General features: G+C 58.4%; 16 protein-coding genes. 6 read left to right on the top strand and 10 right to left on the bottom strand.

The genetic code is table 11. The annotated features are described in order from the left end of the window. Window positions 1–213: 213 nt before the first annotated feature. On the top strand, window positions 214–1,593 hold the full coding sequence (locus tag ABIB18_RS04830) for an MFS transporter (protein WP_354473738.1): 1,380 nt from the start codon (window positions 214–216) through the stop codon (window positions 1,591–1,593). 62 nt (window positions 1,594–1,655) lie between these two features. Continuing rightward, window positions 1,656–2,066: an ester cyclase gene (locus ABIB18_RS04825; protein WP_312054648.1), complete on the top strand. Its 411-nt coding sequence runs from the start codon at window positions 1,656–1,658 to the stop codon at window positions 2,064–2,066. Between the two features lie 8 nt (window positions 2,067–2,074). Here ABIB18_RS04825 and ABIB18_RS04820 read toward each other — a convergent pair whose 3' ends face one another. The 6 genes from ABIB18_RS04820 to hipB all read right to left on the bottom strand — a co-directional run bounded on the left by ABIB18_RS04820 (window position 2,075) and on the right by hipB (window position 8,495). Further along, window positions 2,075–2,524: a MarR family winged helix-turn-helix transcriptional regulator gene (locus tag ABIB18_RS04820; protein WP_094106345.1), complete on the bottom strand. Its 450-nt coding sequence runs from the start codon at window positions 2,522–2,524 to the stop codon at window positions 2,075–2,077. A 45-nt stretch (window positions 2,525–2,569) separates the two neighbouring features. After that, window positions 2,570–4,615, bottom strand: a complete 2,046-nt coding sequence (locus ABIB18_RS04815) for an FUSC family protein (RefSeq protein WP_354473737.1) — start codon at window positions 4,613–4,615, stop codon at window positions 2,570–2,572. 146 nt (window positions 4,616–4,761) lie between these two features. Next, window positions 4,762–5,403, bottom strand: a complete 642-nt coding sequence (locus tag ABIB18_RS04810; protein ID WP_069728317.1) for a LysE family translocator — start codon at window positions 5,401–5,403, stop codon at window positions 4,762–4,764. Window positions 5,404–5,465: 62 nt separating this feature from the next. After that, window positions 5,466–6,866, bottom strand: coding sequence for a M24 family metallopeptidase (locus ABIB18_RS04805; protein ID WP_354473736.1), 1,401 nt, complete (start codon window positions 6,864–6,866; stop codon window positions 5,466–5,468). Between the two features lie 67 nt (window positions 6,867–6,933). Beyond that, window positions 6,934–8,247, bottom strand: coding sequence for a type II toxin-antitoxin system HipA family toxin (locus ABIB18_RS04800; protein ID WP_089561565.1), 1,314 nt, complete (start codon window positions 8,245–8,247; stop codon window positions 6,934–6,936). Then, on the bottom strand, window positions 8,247–8,495 hold the full coding sequence (gene hipB / locus ABIB18_RS04795) for a type II toxin-antitoxin system antitoxin HipB (protein ID WP_031376882.1): 249 nt from the start codon (window positions 8,493–8,495) through the stop codon (window positions 8,247–8,249). Before hipB ends, ABIB18_RS04800 begins: the two co-directional genes overlap by 1 nt. Before the next feature lie 188 nt (window positions 8,496–8,683). Between hipB and ABIB18_RS04790 the strand changes: the two genes are divergently transcribed. Further along, a complete protein-coding gene (locus ABIB18_RS04790; protein ID WP_046288313.1) occupies window positions 8,684–9,118 on the top strand; it encodes a GNAT family N-acetyltransferase in 435 nt (144 codons plus the stop codon). A gap of 48 nt (window positions 9,119–9,166) precedes the next feature. On the opposite strand, the gene ABIB18_RS04785 is transcribed toward ABIB18_RS04790, so the two are convergent. The 4 genes from ABIB18_RS04785 to ABIB18_RS04770 form a co-directional block, all read right to left on the bottom strand. After that, window positions 9,167–9,961 (bottom strand): inositol monophosphatase family protein, encoded by a 795-nt coding sequence (locus ABIB18_RS04785; RefSeq protein WP_031376880.1) that lies wholly within the window; start codon window positions 9,959–9,961, stop codon window positions 9,167–9,169. Between the two features lie 24 nt (window positions 9,962–9,985). Continuing rightward, window positions 9,986–11,047, bottom strand: coding sequence for an ABC transporter ATP-binding protein (locus tag ABIB18_RS04780; RefSeq protein ID WP_354473735.1), 1,062 nt, complete (start codon window positions 11,045–11,047; stop codon window positions 9,986–9,988). Continuing rightward, window positions 11,044–13,263: an ABC transporter permease gene (locus ABIB18_RS04775; protein ID WP_069728323.1), complete on the bottom strand. Its 2,220-nt coding sequence runs from the start codon at window positions 13,261–13,263 to the stop codon at window positions 11,044–11,046. The genes ABIB18_RS04780 and ABIB18_RS04775 overlap by 4 nt, the downstream gene beginning before the upstream one ends. Window positions 13,264–13,351: 88 nt before the next feature. After that, window positions 13,352–14,380, bottom strand: a complete 1,029-nt coding sequence (locus tag ABIB18_RS04770; protein ID WP_069728324.1) for an ABC transporter substrate-binding protein — start codon at window positions 14,378–14,380, stop codon at window positions 13,352–13,354. Window positions 14,381–14,593: 213 nt separating this feature from the next. Between ABIB18_RS04770 and ABIB18_RS04765 the strand changes: the two genes are divergently transcribed. The 3 genes from ABIB18_RS04765 to ABIB18_RS04755 all read left to right on the top strand — a co-directional run bounded on the left by ABIB18_RS04765 (window position 14,594) and on the right by ABIB18_RS04755 (window position 18,703). Beyond that, entirely contained in the window at window positions 14,594–15,628 is a 1,035-nt protein-coding gene (locus ABIB18_RS04765; protein WP_046288311.1) for a LacI family DNA-binding transcriptional regulator, read from the top strand. A 265-nt stretch (window positions 15,629–15,893) separates the two neighbouring features. After that, window positions 15,894–16,787 (top strand): SDR family oxidoreductase, encoded by an 894-nt coding sequence (locus ABIB18_RS04760; RefSeq protein ID WP_031376715.1) that lies wholly within the window; start codon window positions 15,894–15,896, stop codon window positions 16,785–16,787. Between the two features lie 92 nt (window positions 16,788–16,879). Further along, window positions 16,880–18,703: a glycoside hydrolase family 15 protein gene (locus tag ABIB18_RS04755; RefSeq protein ID WP_069728325.1), complete on the top strand. Its 1,824-nt coding sequence runs from the start codon at window positions 16,880–16,882 to the stop codon at window positions 18,701–18,703. Window positions 18,704–18,716: the final 13 nt, after the last annotated feature.

The raw sequence follows: 18,716 nt of genomic DNA, 5'->3' as shown, positions 1-18,716 counted from the left end.
CCCGTTACCCGTGCAGGCCCGGCCTGCCTTACCACAGCCGTTTGGTCCCGCAATGACAATGCCAGACGCATCACACTATAAAGCTAACTCATATCGCTAAAAGCCTTTTTTGACAGACACCGTCAGGTGCCCCGCTTACCGTGTTATCGGATTGTTACCTTTCTCTCACCACAACGACGGCTGCCGCTGGTAGCAAAGCAGAGAGCGTACCCGATGACAGCGAATAACCTGATTAATGTAAAACAGTGGATTGATGCACGCCCGGTCTCTTCTTTCCAATGGCGCGTACTGGTGCTGTGTCTGATCATCATTATGTTTGATGGTTACGATGCAGCCGTAATGGGCTTTATCGCGCCGGCGCTGATCGAACACTGGGGCATCAGCCGCTCAGCGATGGGCCCGATCCTCGGCGCGGCCATGGCGGGCGTGGCGCTCGGCGCGCTGATCGCCGGTCCGATGTCCGATCGGATTGGCCGCAAGCGGGTCATTCTGGTGTCAGTACTGATCTTCTCAGCCTTCAGCCTCGCCTGTGCTTTCGCCGCTTCGCCGACACAAATGGCATTATTACGCTTTATCGCCGGTCTGGGGCTGGGCGCGGTAATGCCAAACTGCGTGACGCTGCTGTCTGAATACATGCCCGAGCGCCGCAAAGGCATCATGATTACCCTGATGTTCAGCGGATTTAATATCGGCTCGGGACTGGGTGGATTCATTGCCGCCGGGCTGCTGGCACGCTTTAACTGGCCTGCGGTCCTGGTGTTTGGTGGCGCGCTTCCCCTGCTGCTGCTGCCGGTGATTGCCTGGCTGTTACCGGAATCGGTGCTTAACCTGGTGGTGCGTAAAGCGCCACGCGCAATCATCGCCTCGCTGCTGAATAAAATGGGCGGTGATTTTAGCCCGGATACGGCGTTTATCCTGAGTTCGCCTTGCGTAAAGCGCAACAGCACCATTGCAGAGCTGTTTCGCCACGGCTTCGCCCGCGGTACCGTAATCCTCTGGCTGACCTATTTCATGGGGCTGTTCGTTATTTATCTGCTGAACGGCTGGCTGCCTACCATTATGCGTTCAGGCGGCATTTCTCTTGAGCAGGCGGCGATTGTCGCTGGACTGTTCCAGCTGGGCGGACCGGTCGGCGGCATCATCGTTGGCGGCTTAATGGATAAGCTGCACGCCAGATGGGTGATTGGCGTGGTCTATTTAATCGGCTGTGCCTGTTTGATCACCCAGGGTTTGCTTGGGCTGAGCGGCGTGTGGTTGGGTGTGATTATTTTTATCACCGGCATGTGCATCAACGGTGCGCAGAACGGGCTTCAGGTCTATTCACCGGCCTACTATCCGACCGAGATCCGCGCAACCGGCGTCAGCTGGATGCATGGCATCGGCCGGATGGGCGCCATTCTGAGTTCGTCTTTAGGTGGCGTGCTGATGGGCGTGTTCCCGGCACAGTCGGCTATTTTCTACATTCTTGCCCTGCCGGCGCTGCTGGCGGCGGTCAGTATTATTTTACACCGCAATGTCGAACTTACCCTGAAGGTTAAAGGAGCGGAACTCGGCGATATTCCTGCCTTATCGCAAAATCTGAACAACCGATAGCGGTGCCTGATATATACAGTTAAACTGTATATAACTCAGGTTTAACTCAGCAGGAGAGATCTATGTCAGCCGCCAACAAGCAGATCGTCCGTCGTTTTAATCAGCAGGTGATCGTCGCAGGCGATCGTGTCGCCTTTGATCAGCTGGTTTCGCCCGGCTTTATTAATCACTCCGCGCCACCCGGCGCGCCGAATGATAAAGAGAGCCTATGGCAGACCTTTGCGCTGATGCTGCGCCCGGCTATTTCATCTCTGCAGGTAGTGATTGACGATCAGCTGGCGGAAGGCAATAAGGTTACCAGCCGCAAACGCATTAGCGGCCTTCACAGCGGCACGCTGCTCAGCGTGCCGGCAACCCACAGCAGGATAGAAATAGCGGTGATTGATATTGTGGAAATTATTGATGGGCAGTATGCGGCGCATTGGGGAATGAACAATCTGGCCGCTGTGGTAGCGCAGTTAAAACAGGCCTGAAACAGACCTTACGGATTGAGGAGTTTGCTTAACGCCTGTAAGCCTTTAATCAGGTCAGCGCGATCGGCCGGGTTAAGCTGATGATCAATCGCTTTGGCAACCCAGGCGGAGCGCTCTGCCCGCGCCGACTGCAGCAGCGCTTCCGCCTGTGGAGTTAGCGCAACCCGCTGCGCGCGGCCATCATCAGGATCTTTGCTGCGATAGACCTGCCGCTGAGTTTCCAGTTCAGCCACCACCAGCCGCATACTCTGATGTTTTACGCCGCGCAGGCTGGCCAGTTCGGCTACCGACAGCGGCCCCTGACGCTCCAGCAGCTCCAGGGTTTCGTGTTGCGAATGACGCAGCGTGCCGGTCTCCTGACGAACCCGCCGGACAAACTGGCTGATCACCCTTCTCACTTCCTCGCCCAGCGCGGCGGAATCGGGCGTCTCTGGCGGCGTTTTTTGCTGTGCTGACATCGGTTTTTCTCCCCCTGAAATAGCGCGGCAACCTTTATAGCACACTCAGCCCGGCCAGCGCTGTTGCGGGAACAGCGAGACGCGAATGTTAAACAGGTGAACCAGCGGAGCTACCGCCGCACTCTCCTGCAGCGCAATCTTCTCCAGCCGGAGCAGCAGCTGATCCAGCTCCTCCAGCAGATCCTGATGCGGCAGCAGCTGAAGCGACTTCATTTTACGCTTCAGATAGAGACCCAGTTCGTGGAACATCTGGCCGCTGTCGATGCGGTGCGCCTCCAGCACCTCCCGATAGCGGGCATAAAAGTCATAGCAGTTAGCGCCGAGCCAGGTTTCACTGATCAGATAGCCACCGACCACGATATCCGGCACCGGATCGAGCCGTTTACGCGGCAGAATAATGTTCACCCGGTCCAGCATGCGCGCAATAAACTGCTGGCGTGATAACAGCGTGGCGGAATTGCGTTCGACCTTTTTAATAAAGCTCAGCAGGTCGCGCAGCCCCCGCAGCACCGCCCTGCGGGCAATCCACGAGGGACGCTTATTGCGGATCAGCGCCGTCAGCACCACCGCAAACATGATCCCCACCAGCGACGAGATTGCGGCGTTCAGGGTGACGATCAGATCGGGCACATAGTGGTGACTCAGCCCGATAAAGCCTGGAATCTGGATCGCCACACTCAGACCTATCAGATTGGTGGTCGGATTGGCAATCACCAGGCTCAGCAGCATCAGCCCCGGCAGCAGGCAGATCATTAACGCCTGCAGGGTATTGGCCTGCGGGATCAGAAACGCGATATAAAACAGGCTGACCACCAGCGCAATCATCACCCCTTTAACGAACAGCTTCATCGGCGTAACCGGCGAATCCACCCCGGCAAAAAACGAACTGATAATCGCCGCCATCAGCGGTGCATTGGCCCCATCGGCCCAGCCGCTGCCAATCCAGAACAGACTGGAAAGAAAGGTCGCCAGAAAGGCCGTCAGCACCGACAGGCTCAGCAGTCCGTTATCAATGTGGCGATGCTCGCGGATGTTCCTGATCGCCGCCCCGTCGCCATGACTGTAGAGATCGCCGGCTCGGGCGCTGACGTTCTGATACGCATCGGCGATACGGACAAAGTTAGCCAGCCGCTCCAGTAAGCCAATCAGCAGCAGGCTCTCTTCAGTAGCCAGCTTTCCCGCCTGCCAGTCCGCTTCCAGCGTCGCCTGACCCGCAGCGATGGCGTTACGCAATCCTTCGATATCGTTAACCCGATCATGATTGAGCCACAGCAGAAATTGCTGGAACACCGAGGTGACACACAGCGGAAAGCGTATATTCAGTTCTGCCAGCACCCCAAGCCGCGATTCAATCGCCGTCAGCGTCGGCAGCAGGTAGGTCAGATGCTGATACTGCACGCTGACCAGACGGATCACATTGCGCGCCGCTTCCCCTTCATAAACACAGTGCGTCAGCAGCGTTTCGACATTCAGCGGATAGCCCGCCATCTGGATCAGAATATCTTCCGGCTCGAGGGACTTGTTGTTCGCCATGCCGTTGACCAGCTCATTACACAATTTACGCGCATTCTGAAACCAGCGGTCGACGCTCTGCCCGAGCAGATGGTGCATCGATACCGGAAAAACCAGCCGGTGTACCAGCGTGCTGCACAAAATGCCAAGGGTGATCTCCTCGATACGCGAAATCACCGTATTGGTAATCGCCGACGGCGTGTTCACCTCCGGAAAACCCATGATCGCCGCGCTATAGCCTGCCAGCATGAAGACGTAGCTTTTGGGCGTGCGGTCATGCAGCGACAGATAGAGGCAAAACGTCACCCACAGCGAGACGCACAGGCTGAACAGCAGTGGCGACTGCACCGTTTCCGGATAGATCAGCAGGATAAACACCCCTCCCAGCACGGTTCCGATCAGACGGAACAGCGATTTCGAGACGGTTGAGGCGGCATAAAGTTGGGAAGTGACAAAAACGGTGGTCAGCGCCCAGGCAGGTTTTTCAAAGTTAAGGATCAGAGCAACTGATAACGCGATAAACGCGGCCAGGGAGGTTTTGCAGGCAAACAAAACCGCGTTTTTGGTAAACCATTTCATCGAATGAGAGGACCGAAATACTTCTGTGGCGCGTATCCTGACAGAAGCGTCAGCGTTTTACTCTCAGTTAAATTATACAAATTATTACCGGCCATCCCTGACCGGTTCAGGCTGCGGCTGACCGGGCCGGCAGCGTCAGATTTGGCTCAGCGACGGGTCAGCGCCAGACGGATCCCCAGGCCGATAAAGGTGGCGCCGACCAGCCGATCCAGCACTTTCTGTAACCTCTTATTGTTCGCCACCGCGCCTGCGGCCCCACCCGCCAGCAGCGCAAACATCACGTCGGTCATCAGGCCGATCAGCGCATAGGTCATCCCCAGCAGCAGGAAGGCGCTGGCGTGATACTGACTGCCGATCACCACAAACTGCGGGAAGAAGGCGATAAAAAACAGCAGCACTTTGGGATTGGTGATTGAGGTGATGAAACCGCGCAGCAGCAGTAAGCGGGTGCCGGTCAGTGCGCGCGGCGGCGGCGCGGTCTCCGCTGCTGCGGATGCGATAAAGGTTGACCCGATCATTCTGGCTCCAAGGTAGATCAGGTATGCCGCCCCGAGATACTTAATCAGCGTGAACAGCAGCGGCGAGGCGGCAATCAGCGCAGTCAGCCCGAGCGCACTGGCAACGGCATGGGTACAGCTGCCCAGCGCAACCCCGGCGGCTGACAGGATACCGGCACGTCGTCCCCTGGCAACGCTTTGTCCCACCACATAGGCCAGATCGGGACCCGGCGTAATACAAAGCAGCACAACGGAAGCAACAAACAGCGGGAAATGCACGATATCGGACATCACGGCTCCTGACCTTTATTCGGGGTTAATGAGTGATTAACCTAACAGCCGACCGCGTTTTTTTAAACCCCGTCGCTCAGCGGTTGCCGCACCAGTGCCCGCTGTTGATCCAGTAAAAACGGACGCAGGTAGCCTACGGTGTTCGACAGCAGGATCACCTCATCGGCCAGTTTCAGCCGCAGGACGTCGCTCAGCCAGGCTTTGCGCTCGGTCATCCGCTGCCAGACCGCCGGGAATTCAGCCGCCAGCTGGGCACGCAACGCCGCATCCGCCAGACCGACGGTGTCCTCAATACTGCATCCGCCGTAGCCGGCTACCGAAGGAATAATGTCGATCTGCAACAGCATGCCGCTCTTCAGGGGGATGGCTGAATCGGGCCAGATCGGCGAACTTAGCCACTCTTCGTCAGCCACCAGATGCCCCGGATTAAGGTGCCAGCCATACTGCGCTTTGGGTAATGCCGCTTCGATTAACGCATACAGTTCGCCACCGGTGATGCCGATGCGTAACTGCTCCAGCCAGCTGACCACCGCGTGATAATACGGGATCGCCAGCCGGGGCAGCCAGTCTGAAACGTGACAGGGTAACTCAGACGCCTGACTGACTACATAAGCAGCGCGGCTGCTTAACCCGCCTTTATAGCCAACGGTTAATGACAGCTTATCGCCGACCTTAATTGTTTTGTCGCTGGGATAAAGCTGTGCCTTAGCAAAGCGATCGCCGGTGGCGGCAATGGTCATCACGCTATTTGGCTGGCCGTCGGCATTAAGACGTGCGCCCATGTGCTTCTCGCTTACGCCTGCCGTCACGCTGTTCAGCGCCGCCAGCATGGCGGTTGAGGCACGATTCGCTCCCGCCTCGTAAAATGCCACCTCATCGGCGCTGTTAATGCAGCGAGCTCCCTCATCGGGTGAGATAAACAGCCCGGTGGCATTCACCAGCTGCGAGACGCCACCTGCCGCGTCGGCCGCCGCCGCGCAGATAAACTGCGGCAGATCAAACAGGGTCTGCTGTGCGCGGCTGAACAACTTCCAGCCCACCAGCCCGGTGCGCGTCCCCGCGACGATCCCCGCCTGGCTCAGCAGCCGGGACAGCGATGTCTCACCACTCATCGGCTGATTAGGCAGCGAAAAGAGTGCCGCGTGCAGACATCTGCCGGGATTACGGGCAAAGGGCACCAGCTTGAGGTTTTCGTTGCCCATGATGTAGGCCAGTTCGCCCTGCTGATTAACCACCAGCAGCGCCTCTTCGAAGCGCGGAATAAAGCCCGCCAGATACTCAAAGTTACTGCCGTGCTCTTTATCCGCATAGATGATCAGCTGCGCAATCTGATGCTGTTTCATGCGCTGAACAATCGCCGCCAGCCGGTGATGCAGGGTTTCATCCGCCATCACGTGACTGGCCACGCCGGGAAAAGTGGGTGGCGACGGGATCGATTCCAGTGCGTAGCGAGCGCGATTCATAACAGACTCCGGTTAAACAGGAAAACAGCAGTCTGGCCGTTGCCGGGCCAGTCTGTTGCTGCCTGCCTCAATCTTTCTGCCGTAACCGCTCCAGCATAATCAGTGAATGACTGAAAATGGCATCGGCAATGTGCTGCGGAAATCCAGCGGGCAACGCATCACGCACCGCGATAACCGCTGGTGGAAAAGCGCGGATAAAGAAGTCGAAGATCTGTTGCAGGCTACCGCTATCAAAATTGACGCTTTTTGCAGTGGCGAAGAAATGACGCGGGAATATCTTATCGATTTCGGTTTTTTTGCCTTTACTGGCCCGCAGCCCCATCGCCAGCTTCAGCGCCCGCTTATTCAGGCCGGTGCCGCCCAGTACCGGATAGGCGGAAATCACATCGTAGAAGGGGGTCAGCCGGTAGCTGCCGCCGCGCTCAATAAACAGCGAGAAGTTCTTGGCGTGGCCGTCAGTCGCCCCAATCAGCCACTGAAACACCTGGAACATCATGAAGTGATAACGATCCTCTATTGCGTTACTCGATCCCATCAGCAACTGCATAATCTCCGCAATGCCCGGCCCGCCGTCAGACTCATATTTCGTCGATGACGGCAGCCCCAGCGCCTGACAGAAATCCTCCTGTGGCAGACGAATAAGCCGGCTTCTGTCGCGTGACCAGCGCCGGTCGAAGCGCTCGACGGCCAGCGCACGCATCGCGCCGGCGCGGATAAGGGTTGCTTCAGGCACCTTCATTCCCAGCGCTCTGGCCAGCGCCAGACAGAGATACTCATTTTCAACGCTTTCCCGCATGTCCAGCGTCGCCGTCGGCTGCTTAATTTCCCCGATCGGCAGTTTGATAATGTGTGATGTTGGCGTGGCTCCCGCAGGAATGCTCCAGCCCTGCTCAGTGTGCAGCAGCGCCGTTTTCTCCTGCGCGCCCGCCACCGAAATACGAAAGTCGGTCTCTTCACGCAGCATCCCGAGCGGAATGTCGGACTGATAGGCTGACAGCACGCTTTCCAGACGCGCCTCGTCCAGCAGCTCATAGCGCACCTGTAACGGCGGCAGCGGCATCTCAGGCGGCAACAGCATGGTCGCACCGACGCTGTCACGTCCCACTTCCTGCAACAGATCAAACGGCTGACGGGATTTTATCTGGTAGCGCGCCACAATCCGGTCACGAATCAACGGGCTATCCGGCAACAGATTATCGAAAAAGTTAATTACCGCGTGGGAGGTGATGGCCGGAACCTGCAACGGCATCGAGAGTGACAGCGGCCTGGCGAGCGGATTGCTCAGCCACGCTTTGTCGTACTGAAATTCGTGCGCACCGTTGCGCTGACGGGTCAGCACGCCGACCCGCTCGCCGTTCATCCACGCAATCAGCTTCTGCATTACCAGTCATCCTCGTCATTGATCGGTGGCGGTGCGGCGGCCGTTTTCTCCTGCACCTCAAGACTCAGCTCCAGCGACTGTAACAGCTTAAACAGCGTCGCCAGCGAGGTGTTGTCCGGCGCATTTTCAAAATGCGAAATGGTCGCCTGTTTCAGGCCAACCTTTTTGGCCAGCTCGCTCTGGGTCCAGCCATTACGCTGACGGATAAGTTTCAGCCGGTTAGCCAGCTGCAGCGGACTGTATATCATGGTCTCTGTTCCTCCGGGGTCGGCAGACGATCAGCATAGCGCATTCCGATTATCCCCGAAAGAGGATAATCGATGCATTATACCCTGCCGGGGATAAATAACTATTTATACCTTTAAAGGGATAAATGATCTATTATCCCTTTACGCGGATATTCAACCTTGTGGCGTCGCATAACAGGAGAAAAATCATGAGATTAAGCGCGGGTTTTACCGTGACGGAGCAGCCAGAGGACAAAGACCGGGAGGCGTTATTTGCCGGGCTCGGCAGTTACAACCGGCAGTTTATCGGCAGTGAAAACCGGGGACCGCTGGCGGTATTTGATCATGACGCAGACGGTAAGTTGCGGGGTGGCGTAATGGCCTCGCGTAAGGGGAACTGGCTCTGTATCGATTATCTGTGGGTGGACGGTACGCTGCGCGGCACCGGTCTGGGCAGTGCCTTACTGCTGGCAGCAGAACAGCAGGCGATAGCTTACGGCTGTCAGCAGGCGCTGGTGGATACCTTCAGTTTTCAGGCGCTGCCGTTTTATCTGAAACAGGGTTATCAACAGCAGATGTCCCTGCCCGACTTTCCGCAAACCGGTATGCAGCGTTACTACCTGACCAAAACGCTGAAGGGCTAAAGGTCACGACGCTGAGGTGGCTGTACGGACCTGCGTGTCGTGACAGGGTCACAGACCGGCGATGCGACGCAAATCTGCTTCGGCACCAGGAGCCACCGCCAGCACCTGCGCCCCTTTGGTGATGCGATCGCCGTCGGTGTTAAACGGATGTACCCAACCGCCCGCCTCCTTCACCAGACAGTAACCGGCCAGACAATCCCAGGCGTGCATATAAGGTTCGTAGTAACCGACGACCCGGCCGGCCGCCACCCACGCCAGCATCAGTGCGCCTGAGCCGATGCGGATAAAGTTACCGCCGGCTGCCAGCAAGGCCGCCACAATCTCGCCAACCTGCTGCGGACTGACGTAGCTGTTGGCACCAAAGCCGGTCACGTGATTCTGCAGAGTGCGCGCCGGATCGACCTGCAAGCGTCGGCCATTAAGGGTAGCGCCCTCACCCAGCGCTGCCACATAGCACTCCTCAAAGGTTGGCGCAAAAATTACCCCGATGACCGGCACGTCGCCGCGCAGTACGGCAACCGATACGCACCAGTTTGGCATGCCGTTGAGAAACGGACTGGTGCCATCAATCGGATCGACCACCCAGGTGTAGGCGCTCCGGCCCGGCTGCAGGCCGCTCTCCTCACCGAGAAAGCCATCATCAGGGAACGCTTCACGGATGCGGTCGGCGATCGTCTGTTCTACTTCGCGATCGGCAATCGACACCACATCCTGCAGATCATATTTGGTTTCCACCACCAGCGTGTCGCGGCGGGAAAAGTAAGATAAGGCCGTGGCACCGCCAGCGCGGGCGACAGCTTCAGCCAGCGCCAGACGCGACATCATTTCATCGTGCAGTTCCATTGAGACTCCTTGCGGTTAAGCAGTTTAGCGGGCAATCAGGGCCAGACCCTGCGGCTTGAAGTTAACGCCGACCCGGGCGGCCAGCGGCAGACGCTGTTCCATGTGGGGATCGATGATGAACAGCGATCCCAGTTCGGTAGTCACTTCATATTCGATATGGTCACCCAGCCAGGTGCTGTGAATAATCTCACCCTGCAGGGCACCCTGACCGTCGCCAGACAGGGTGATAAACTGCGGCCGCACCGCCAGCTGACCGCTGCCGGTTTTCGCTCCATCGCCACGCACCCGGAAGCGCTGGTTACCGACGCGGATCAGCGCCTCACCGCCTTCGGCCTGCTCAACGTCGCACGGCAGAATATTGGCTTCGCCCATAAAGTCGGCGATAAACACCGAATTGGGCGCATGGTAAAGCGTTTCCGGCGCGCCCTGCTGCGCAATATCCCCCTCTTTCATGACAATAATTTTATCGGAGACCGCCAGCGCCTCTTCCTGGTCGTGCGTCACATAGACTGCGGTAAAACCCAGCCGCTGTTGCAGATCGCGAATATCCGTCCGCACCCGTCGCCGTAAACGTTCGTCCAGATTCGACAACGGCTCATCCAGCAGCAACACCTGCGGTTCCAGCACCAGCGCGCGGGCGACCGCAATACGCTGCTGCTGTCCACCGGAAAGTTCAGACGGCAGCCGCTCGCCCTGGCTTTCCAGCCCGACCAGCCTCAGCCCTTCCCGCGCCCGATCCAGCGCCTCCCGTTTGTTCATCCCCGACGACAGCAGCCCATACAGGATATTGTCGAGAGCATTCATATGGGGAAACAGCGCGTATGACTGAAACACCATCGCCACGTCGCGCTCATTGGCCGGCAGATGAGTGACATCTTTACCGCCGATCAGAATGCGGCCAGCAGTAGGATGCTCCAGCCCGGCCAGCAGGCGCAGCGTGGTGGTTTTGCCGCAGCCGGAGGGACCGAGCAGCGTCACCAGCGTGCCAGGCTCGACGGTTAACGACAGATCCGGCAGCGCCGTAAAACCGGCAAAGCGTTTAGCAACATGTTCAAACACGACCGATCCCGCGTTGATGGGGGTCATACGGCTCTCTCCTGAGTCAGAGTGGCGACAGCAGCGGCCGCGGCCGCTGGTTGAGTAACACGGCGCAGGCGGCGTTCACCCACCAGCAGCTGGAACAGACCGATAATGGCTAACATCACCACGATCAGTACCGACGAGTAGGCAATCGCTACGCCATACTCACCGTTCTCCACCAGCCCGACGATGTAAGACGTCGCCATGTTGTATTGCGCGCTGACCAGAAAAATCACCGCACTGATTGAGGTAATAGCGCGCACAAAGGCGTAGACCAGCGCGGCGCTGATCGCCGGTTTGAGCAGCGGCAGCACCACTTTACGTAAGGTGCGGAAACTGTTGGCACCGAGGGTCAGTGAGGCTTCATCCAGACTCTTATCAAGCTGGCTCATCGCCGCAATACCGCCACGCACTCCGACCGGCATATTGCGGAACACAAAGCAGGCGATCAGGATCATCGCGGTGCCGGTGATCTCCAGCGGCGGCAGGTTATACGCCATCACGTAGCTCACGCCGATCACGGTGCCCGGAATGGCGAAACTCAGCATCAGCATGAACTCAAAGGTCTGCCGTCCGGCAAATTTCTGCCGCACAATCAGCCAGGCGGTCAGCAGGCCAACCACCGCAGTCAGCGGCGCGGCAATCAGGGCGATCTCCAGCGTGGTCCAGAAAGAGTTCCAGGCGACGCCGCTCCACACCAGCTGTCCCTGATTCAGGCTGACGCTAAAGGCGCGGATATAGTGGTCGAGCGTCAGCGCGTTATTCAGCCCCCACGACTGCACAAAGCCGCCAATCATGATCATGCCGTAGATCACCAGGGTAAACAGTCCCCACGGGATCACCAGGCCATAAACGCTGTAGCGCACCGGACGCGGCAGCTGCACGTGACGACCGCCGTCGCCTTTGCCGGTTACCGTGGCGAAGCTTTTGCCCGACAGCCAGACCCGCTGCAGCAGAAACGCCGCCAGCGTGAAGCCCAGCAGGATCATCGCCAGCACCGCCGCACGGCTTGGATCGTTCTGCGCGCCGACCACCGAGAAGAAGATTTCGGTCGACAGCACGCCGTGACTGCCGCCCAGCACCATCGGGTTGCCGAAGTCCGCCATGCTTTCGATAAAGCTGATCAGAAAGGCGTTAGCCAGTCCGGGTGCCATCAGCGGCAGGGAGATACGCGAGAAAGTACGCCAGCGGCTGGCGCGCAGGGTCTGAGACGCCTCTTCCAGCGACGGGCTGACGCCTTCAACCACCCCAATCAGCACCAGAAATGCAATCGGCGTAAAAGAGAGCACCTGGGCGATCCAGATGCCGGTCAGGCCATACAGCCAGCGGCCCGGCTCGACGCCAAACAGCGTCGCCAGCGAGGTGGTGATCACGCCAGAACGACCAAACAGCAGAATCAGCGCCAGCCCGATAACAAACGGCGGCGTAATGATTGGCAGGATAGTCAGCATCCGCAGCGCTTTTTTGCACGGCAGCGAGGTGCGGGTCGCCGCCAGCGCAAACGCCAGTCCCAGCAGCGTCGAGCCGCTGGCGGTCATCAGCGCCAGTCCCAGCGTGCGCCACGCCGTCCCGCAGGTGCCGCCGGTCACACAGGCGACGCTCCAGATAGCCGGGTCCTGCAGATTGGCGATCAGGCCATCCGGCTTAAAGCTGCCATCGATGTCCTGCACCGAGGCGACAAACAGGCTCAGTACCGGATAGAGCACAAAAGTGGTCACCAGCGCTACCAGCAGTACGATCGCCGACACCACAAACGCATCGCCTTTCAGCACGCCGCGTTCGGCCAGCGCAAAGGAAAAAATCAGCAGGAAAACCGTCAGCAGCAGTAACGCGCCCGCGCCCATCGCCGGCTGGCCCAGCGCGAGCGGGCCGGCCAGGTTCTCCAGCCACCGCCAGTTCCAGCCGCTAAACCCGATGGCATGCCCTTCCAGCACCAGGAACAGAATGCCGCAGACGCTGAGCAGCAGCAGCAGGCCGCTACGGATACGCCCCGGCGGCAGGAAGAGGCAGGCGGCAGAAGCGAGCCACAGCGCTACGGCGACAGTCAGCCAGCCATGCTGCATCAGTTGCCACAGTGCTGGCGCGCTATTCTCATCCTGCCATAAGCTGATCAGCCAGTGGCCAGAGAAGAACCCCTGCTCCAGGCTGTACCAGGGCAACACCATCAGGGCCAGCGCGCCGGCAACTAACGCGCCGGTTAAGCGGCGATTGTGCGCATTCATGAATCACCTCGATCTGCTGCGGACACCAGGCTTGCGCCACCGCGTTTCAGCATGGACCCGGCATCACTGCGCCGGACGGAAATCAGTTTTATTGTGCGCTGGCGCCGATCTCTTTATCCCAGCGTCCGAGCAGCGCTTTGCGTTTCGCCGCGTCACCGTAGGTTTTGAAGTCGTAATCGATCAGCTTGATATTCTCAAAGCGTGGCGCGTATTCGGAGATCTCCGCCTTGCGGTTCGACGGCAGCTGGAACGATTTCGCCTCTTTCATGTGCGACTGCGCGTCGGCACTCAGCGCCCAGTCGTACCAGCTTTTGGCATTCGCCAGGTTACGCGCCCCTTTAATGATCGACATGGAACCAATCTCATAGCCGGTGCCTTCACAGGGGGCGACCGGTTTGATCGGGAAGCCATCGACCTCCATCGCAACCGCATCGTGCATAAAGACGATGCCGAGGGTGGTTTCGCCGCGGGCAGCGGCTTTCACCGGCGCTGAACCCGACTTGGTGTATTGCGAAACGTTGGCGTTGAGTTTTTTCAGGTAATCAAAAGCCTGGTCTTCACCCATGATCTGCACCAGCGTCGCCAGGGTGTTATAGGCGGTGCCGGAGGAGTTCGGATTGGCAATCTGGATTTCACCTTTAAAGCCCGGATCGAGCAGATCGGCCCAGCAGGCCGGTACCTTCAGCTTTTTCTCCGCCAGCAGTCGGGTGTTGTAACCCCAGCCCAGCGCACCGGCATAAACGCCCACGGTACGGTAACCGGAGATCTCCGCCACTTTTTGCGACCACGGCTGCTGCTGGTCGAGCAGCGGCGATTTATATACCTGAGTTAAGCCCTCTTCGGCGGCCTGCATATGCGGATCACCGGTGCCGGCCCACCAGATATCGGTCCGCGGATTGCGCGCCTCGCTGCGGATACGTGCATAGGCCTCCCCGGCTGACAGCCGCACCATGCTGAGATTGATGTCGGGATGAGACGTGCTGAACTGGCGGGTCATCTGTTCACAGACCACCACATCCGCAGAGCAGATCATGTTGAGATTACCGGCCGCAGCCGCCGCAAACGGTAAGGCCGGACAACTGACGATAACCGCAGCGAGCAGAGATGAGTAACGCATGGTGTTCTCCTTGAAGGCGGGGATTGCGCCTGATCGCGCTTTTTTGCACTGCTGTGCAAAGTAGTAAGGCGACCCTCAGGACGTGTCAATCAGCATGTTAAGCAATTGTAAGGTGCTGTCACAAATTTGGTACATTTTATCGCCAATACCTTTTGCACAGCCTTGCAACTTCAGGCAGACTCAAAGCGGATAACGGCAGCAGCGGAGAAAACCGTGCATCAACTTAAGGCAGTCGTCAGTGCGCAGGATGTCGCTGACCGGGCGGGCGTCTCCCGCTCTGCGGTGTCGCGCACCTTTACGCCGGGTGCCAGCGTGTCGGATGCCACGCGGGCGCGGGTGATGAAAGCCGCCGAAGAGCTGGGCTATCACGTTAATCATCTGGCGCGCGGGCTGGTACGCAACCGCAGCGGCATTGTCTGCCTGATCGCCTCTGAAGTGGATACGCCTTACCGCGCCAGCCTGGTTCGCTGGATGACACAGTATCTGCAGGAAGCGGGAAAAGTAGCGATGCTGATTAATACCGACCGCTCAGATGAACGGGTCTCTGCCGCCTTACAGCAGGCGATTAACTTCCGCGCCGATGCGTCAATCATCCTCTCCGGTATGCCTGACAGCGCGATAACCCGGCTCTGTTACAAACACGGCCAGCATCTGGTGCTGATTAACCGTGATGAGTCCCTGCCCGGCTCCCTCAGCATTAATCTCGACTCGCGTCCGGCAGCCGAGATGGCGGTCAATGCCTTTGTCCGTGCCGGCTGTCAGCGCATCGCGTTTGTTAATTCACTGGCCGGCACCCCGAGCCTGCTGAAACGCGAGCGGGATTTTCTGGCGGCGGCGGAGAGAGCCGGAGTCAGCGTTCAGGTTGAGCACTTTGGCTCGACCTCCTATGAAAGCGGTCAGATCCTGGCGCAGCGGCTGCTGACCCGCAAAATCCGGCCTGACGCGGTGTTCTGCGCCACCGATTTACTGGCGTGTGGCTTTATGGATGAGGCACGCCACCGCTTTGCGCTGCGCATTCCGGAGGATCTGTGCATCGTCGGCCACGACAATATTCCGCAATCGGGCTGGTCCTCCTACAACCTCACCACTTTTGCCCAGCCGGTGGAACAGTTTGCCCGTGACGCGATACGCTGGCTGACCGAAACCGAGGCGCAGCAGGATGAATTACAGCCCGCCGCCGAACAGCAAAGCGATCGGCGGATATATCAGGCTGATGTGGTCTGGCGGGGTTCAGTACGCGGCGGGTAAACCGCCCGATTTAATTTTATCGCCGCTGCGTTTGTGCCACTAAAATAGACCTTTCCCTGCTTTACGCTTCGCTTTAAATAAGCCGACTGATTGCCGCAAATTATCACCCTGCGGCGGCGCAGCATCCCGATTTTCTGTCTATCCTTGATCAGCATTATTAATTTGCCCGGCGCTTCACTGCTCAATGAATAAGCAGTCAGATGTGACAAATATCACATTTGTGCCAGGCTTAATCACTCAGATAATGACGTTCAAGGAGCTTACAATGACGACACCAACGAACAAGACGCTCGATCTCGATCAATTTCCTAAGCCTCCTTTTGAGGAACAACCGCAACAGGCACCTGGCTTAGCCAGCAAAATGATCCCGGTTCCCGATCACGGTGAAACCAGCTACCGCGGTACCGGCCGGCTGACCGGACGTAAAGCGCTGATTACCGGCGGCGATTCCGGTATTGGCCGTGCGGTGGCCATCGCTTATGCCCGCGAAGGTGCGGATGTAGTGATCAACTATCTGCCAGAAGAACAGCCCGACGCCGATGAAGTGATTAAATTAATCGAAGCGGAAGGCCGTAAAGTCTTCGCTATTCCGGGTGATATTCGTTCTGAAGAATTTTGTCAGCAGCTGGTGAAACAGGCGGTGGATAAATTAGGCGGCCTGGATATTCTGGTTAATAACGCCGGACGCCAGCAGTTTAATGAGTCCATCCGTACCCTGAGTACCGAAGATTTTGACGCGACGTTTAAAACCAACGTTTATGCCATGTTCTGGATCACCAAAGCGGCGCTGGAATATCTGCCACGCGGCGCGTCGATTATTAATACCTCGTCGGTGCAGGCCTTTAAACCCAGCGATATTCTGCTGGATTATGCCCAGACCAAAGCGGCGATTGTTGCCTTTACCAAGTCACTGGCGAAACAGCTGGGCGGCGAAGGCATCCGGGTTAACGCGGTCGCGCCTGGCCCATACTGGACCGTGCTGCAATCCAGCGGCGGCCAGCCACAGGAAAAAGTGAAGCAGTTTGGTGCCGATTCACCGATGGGCCGCCCTGGCCAGCCGGTCGAAATCGCTCCGCTCTACGTCACGCTGGCCTCGACGGAGAGCAGTTACTCCTCCGGTCAGGTCTGGTGCTCCGATGGCGGCACCGGCACCCTGTAATCACCTTCCCCGGTGGCCGCATAATGCGGCCACTTTTTTGTCCTGCCTGCGCCCGATTTGTCAGTCGTCACAGTGAAACAAGGAAGAAAACCATGGAAAACCAGATCTTCCATCAGCCTGCCCGAGACAATGGCTTTGCGGGTCTGGGTGATTATGCCGCCATTGGCGAGGGGCGTTCAGTGGCGCTGATTGCGCCGGATGGCGCGATCGACTGGTGGTGCGCCCCGAACCTGGATGCTAAACCGCTGTTTGACCGCCTGCTGGATGCCGGTATCGGCGGCTTCTTTCAAATCGTGCCGCGCGATCCCTATCGGGTGACGCGGCGCTATCGCGATAACAGCAACGTGCTGGAAACCCGTTTTGACACCGACAGCGGCAGCGTGCTGCTGACCGAATCGATCAACAGTACGCTGGCGGGAAGATTGCCGTGGGGCGAACTGGCGCGCCGGATTGAAGGAGTCAGCGGCGAAGTGGAGTTGCAGATTATCCTGCGATTCGGCACCGCCGCTGAAACCCGTTCGCCGTGGATTGCCGACACCGAAAAAGGCAAGGTGTTCCACATCGCCGACGTGATGGCGATGTTCCGTACCAGCGACGATATCCACATCACGCTGCTGGATGATGAGCAGGTCTGCGCCACGCTGCGGACTTCGGCCGGTTCGCGCTCACTCTGCGCACTGCTGATCACCGAGAACGAGCCGCTGGCTGTCCCTGAGCTGTCCGCCATCGATCAGCGAATCGAAACCAGCCACACCGGCTGGACCAGCTGGGTGGAGAGCCTGAGCTATGACGGCAGCTATCCGGCGCTGGTAAAGCGCTCTGCCCTGTCACTGAAGTTTCTCTGGTACTCACCGACCGGTGCGCTGGCGGCCGCAGCCACCACCTCGCTGCCGGAAGGGATCGGCGGCGAGAAGAATTATGATTATCGCTACGCCTGGGTGCGGGACGCCTGCCTGATCATTAAAGCCTTCGTCTATCTCGGGGCACTGGAAGATTGTAAAGCGGCCTTTTCGTGGTTGTCGCAGACCATCCTGCGGCACGGCGTCAGGCTGCGCGCCTGCTATGCGCTGAATGGCGATGAAGTGCCGGAAGAACGTTTTCCGCCGTTAAGCGGCTATCAGGATTCCCAGCCGGTGCGGGTCGGCAATAATGCCCGTGATCAGATACAGCTCAGCATGTATGGCGATATGCTGGCCACCGCGCAGCTGTTTATCGAGGCCGGCCACGTGCTGGATATCACCACCTCGCGCATGCTGGGTGAGCTGGCTAACTGCTGTGCCGATCACTGGCGGCAAAAGGATTGCGGTATCTGGGAGTTGCCGGACCTGCAGCACTATACCCATTCTAAAATGGCCTGCTGGGTGGCGCTGGACCGGGCGGTCGCGCTGGCCGAAAACCAGCACATCGAACCTACCTGGCTCGGCCGCTGGCAACGGGAACGTGACCGCATTCGTGACTGGATTGAGACGCACTGCTGGTCCGAACAGAAACAGGCTTATCTGTTTTATGTCGGCAGTGAGGACCGTCTCGACGCCTCGCTGGCGCTGGTCCACAGCTACGGCAACGCGGTCAATCCACAGCGGATGCTGTCAACCTATCGCGCTATTCATCAGGCGCTGGGCAACGGCAGCGCCATGCTCTATCGCTACAGTGGCGTCGAGGTTGAAGAGAGTACCTTCCTCGCCTGCGCGTTCTGGCTGGCAGAAGCCTGGGCGGAAATGGGCGACGTCGACCAGGCGGAACAGACGATGCAGCAGATCCTCGCGACGCTCGATCAGCACGGCAACGTGGATATTTTTAACGAAATGTTTGATGTCCGCAGTCAGAGCTGGCGCGGGAATATGCCGCAGGGCCTCAGTCATCTGGCACTGATTTGTGCGGCACAGGCTATTTCAGAATCGAAGGCTGCCGGCTGACCTGGGCCGCTGT

Origin of the sequence: Pantoea sp. UYEF8 (assembly GCF_040546285.1) — a bacterium.
GTDB classification, from domain to species: Bacteria; Pseudomonadota; Gammaproteobacteria; order Enterobacterales; family Enterobacteriaceae; genus Pantoea; species Pantoea brenneri.
This window is presented reverse-complemented; position numbering and strand designations above follow the sequence as displayed.

What these genes read in the sequence shown, in the direction of transcription:
- ABIB18_RS04825 (WP_312054648.1), top strand. Translation starts at nt 1,656, where the DNA reads ATGTCAGCCGCCAACAAGCAGATCGTCCGTCGTTTTAATCAGCAGGTG.
- ABIB18_RS04780 (WP_354473735.1), bottom strand. Translation starts at nt 11,047, where the DNA reads ATGACCCCCATCAACGCGGGATCGGTCGTGTTTGAACATGTTGCTAAA.
- hipB (WP_031376882.1), bottom strand. Translation starts at nt 8,495, where the DNA reads ATGATATACAGTCCGCTGCAGCTGGCTAACCGGCTGAAACTTATCCGT.
- ABIB18_RS04800 (WP_089561565.1), bottom strand. Translation starts at nt 8,247, where the DNA reads ATGCAGAAGCTGATTGCGTGGATGAACGGCGAGCGGGTCGGCGTGCTG.
- ABIB18_RS04760 (WP_031376715.1), top strand. Translation starts at nt 15,894, where the DNA reads ATGACGACACCAACGAACAAGACGCTCGATCTCGATCAATTTCCTAAG.
- ABIB18_RS04770 (WP_069728324.1), bottom strand. Translation starts at nt 14,380, where the DNA reads ATGCGTTACTCATCTCTGCTCGCTGCGGTTATCGTCAGTTGTCCGGCC.
- ABIB18_RS04790 (WP_046288313.1), top strand. Translation starts at nt 8,684, where the DNA reads ATGAGATTAAGCGCGGGTTTTACCGTGACGGAGCAGCCAGAGGACAAA.
- ABIB18_RS04775 (WP_069728323.1), bottom strand. Translation starts at nt 13,263, where the DNA reads ATGAATGCGCACAATCGCCGCTTAACCGGCGCGTTAGTTGCCGGCGCG.
- ABIB18_RS04755 (WP_069728325.1), top strand. Translation starts at nt 16,880, where the DNA reads ATGGAAAACCAGATCTTCCATCAGCCTGCCCGAGACAATGGCTTTGCG.
- ABIB18_RS04820 (WP_094106345.1), bottom strand. Translation starts at nt 2,524, where the DNA reads ATGTCAGCACAGCAAAAAACGCCGCCAGAGACGCCCGATTCCGCCGCG.
- ABIB18_RS04810 (WP_069728317.1), bottom strand. Translation starts at nt 5,403, where the DNA reads ATGTCCGATATCGTGCATTTCCCGCTGTTTGTTGCTTCCGTTGTGCTG.
- ABIB18_RS04830 (WP_354473738.1), top strand. Translation starts at nt 214, where the DNA reads ATGACAGCGAATAACCTGATTAATGTAAAACAGTGGATTGATGCACGC.
- ABIB18_RS04805 (WP_354473736.1), bottom strand. Translation starts at nt 6,866, where the DNA reads ATGAATCGCGCTCGCTACGCACTGGAATCGATCCCGTCGCCACCCACT.
- ABIB18_RS04785 (WP_031376880.1), bottom strand. Translation starts at nt 9,961, where the DNA reads ATGGAACTGCACGATGAAATGATGTCGCGTCTGGCGCTGGCTGAAGCT.
- ABIB18_RS04815 (WP_354473737.1), bottom strand. Translation starts at nt 4,615, where the DNA reads ATGAAATGGTTTACCAAAAACGCGGTTTTGTTTGCCTGCAAAACCTCC.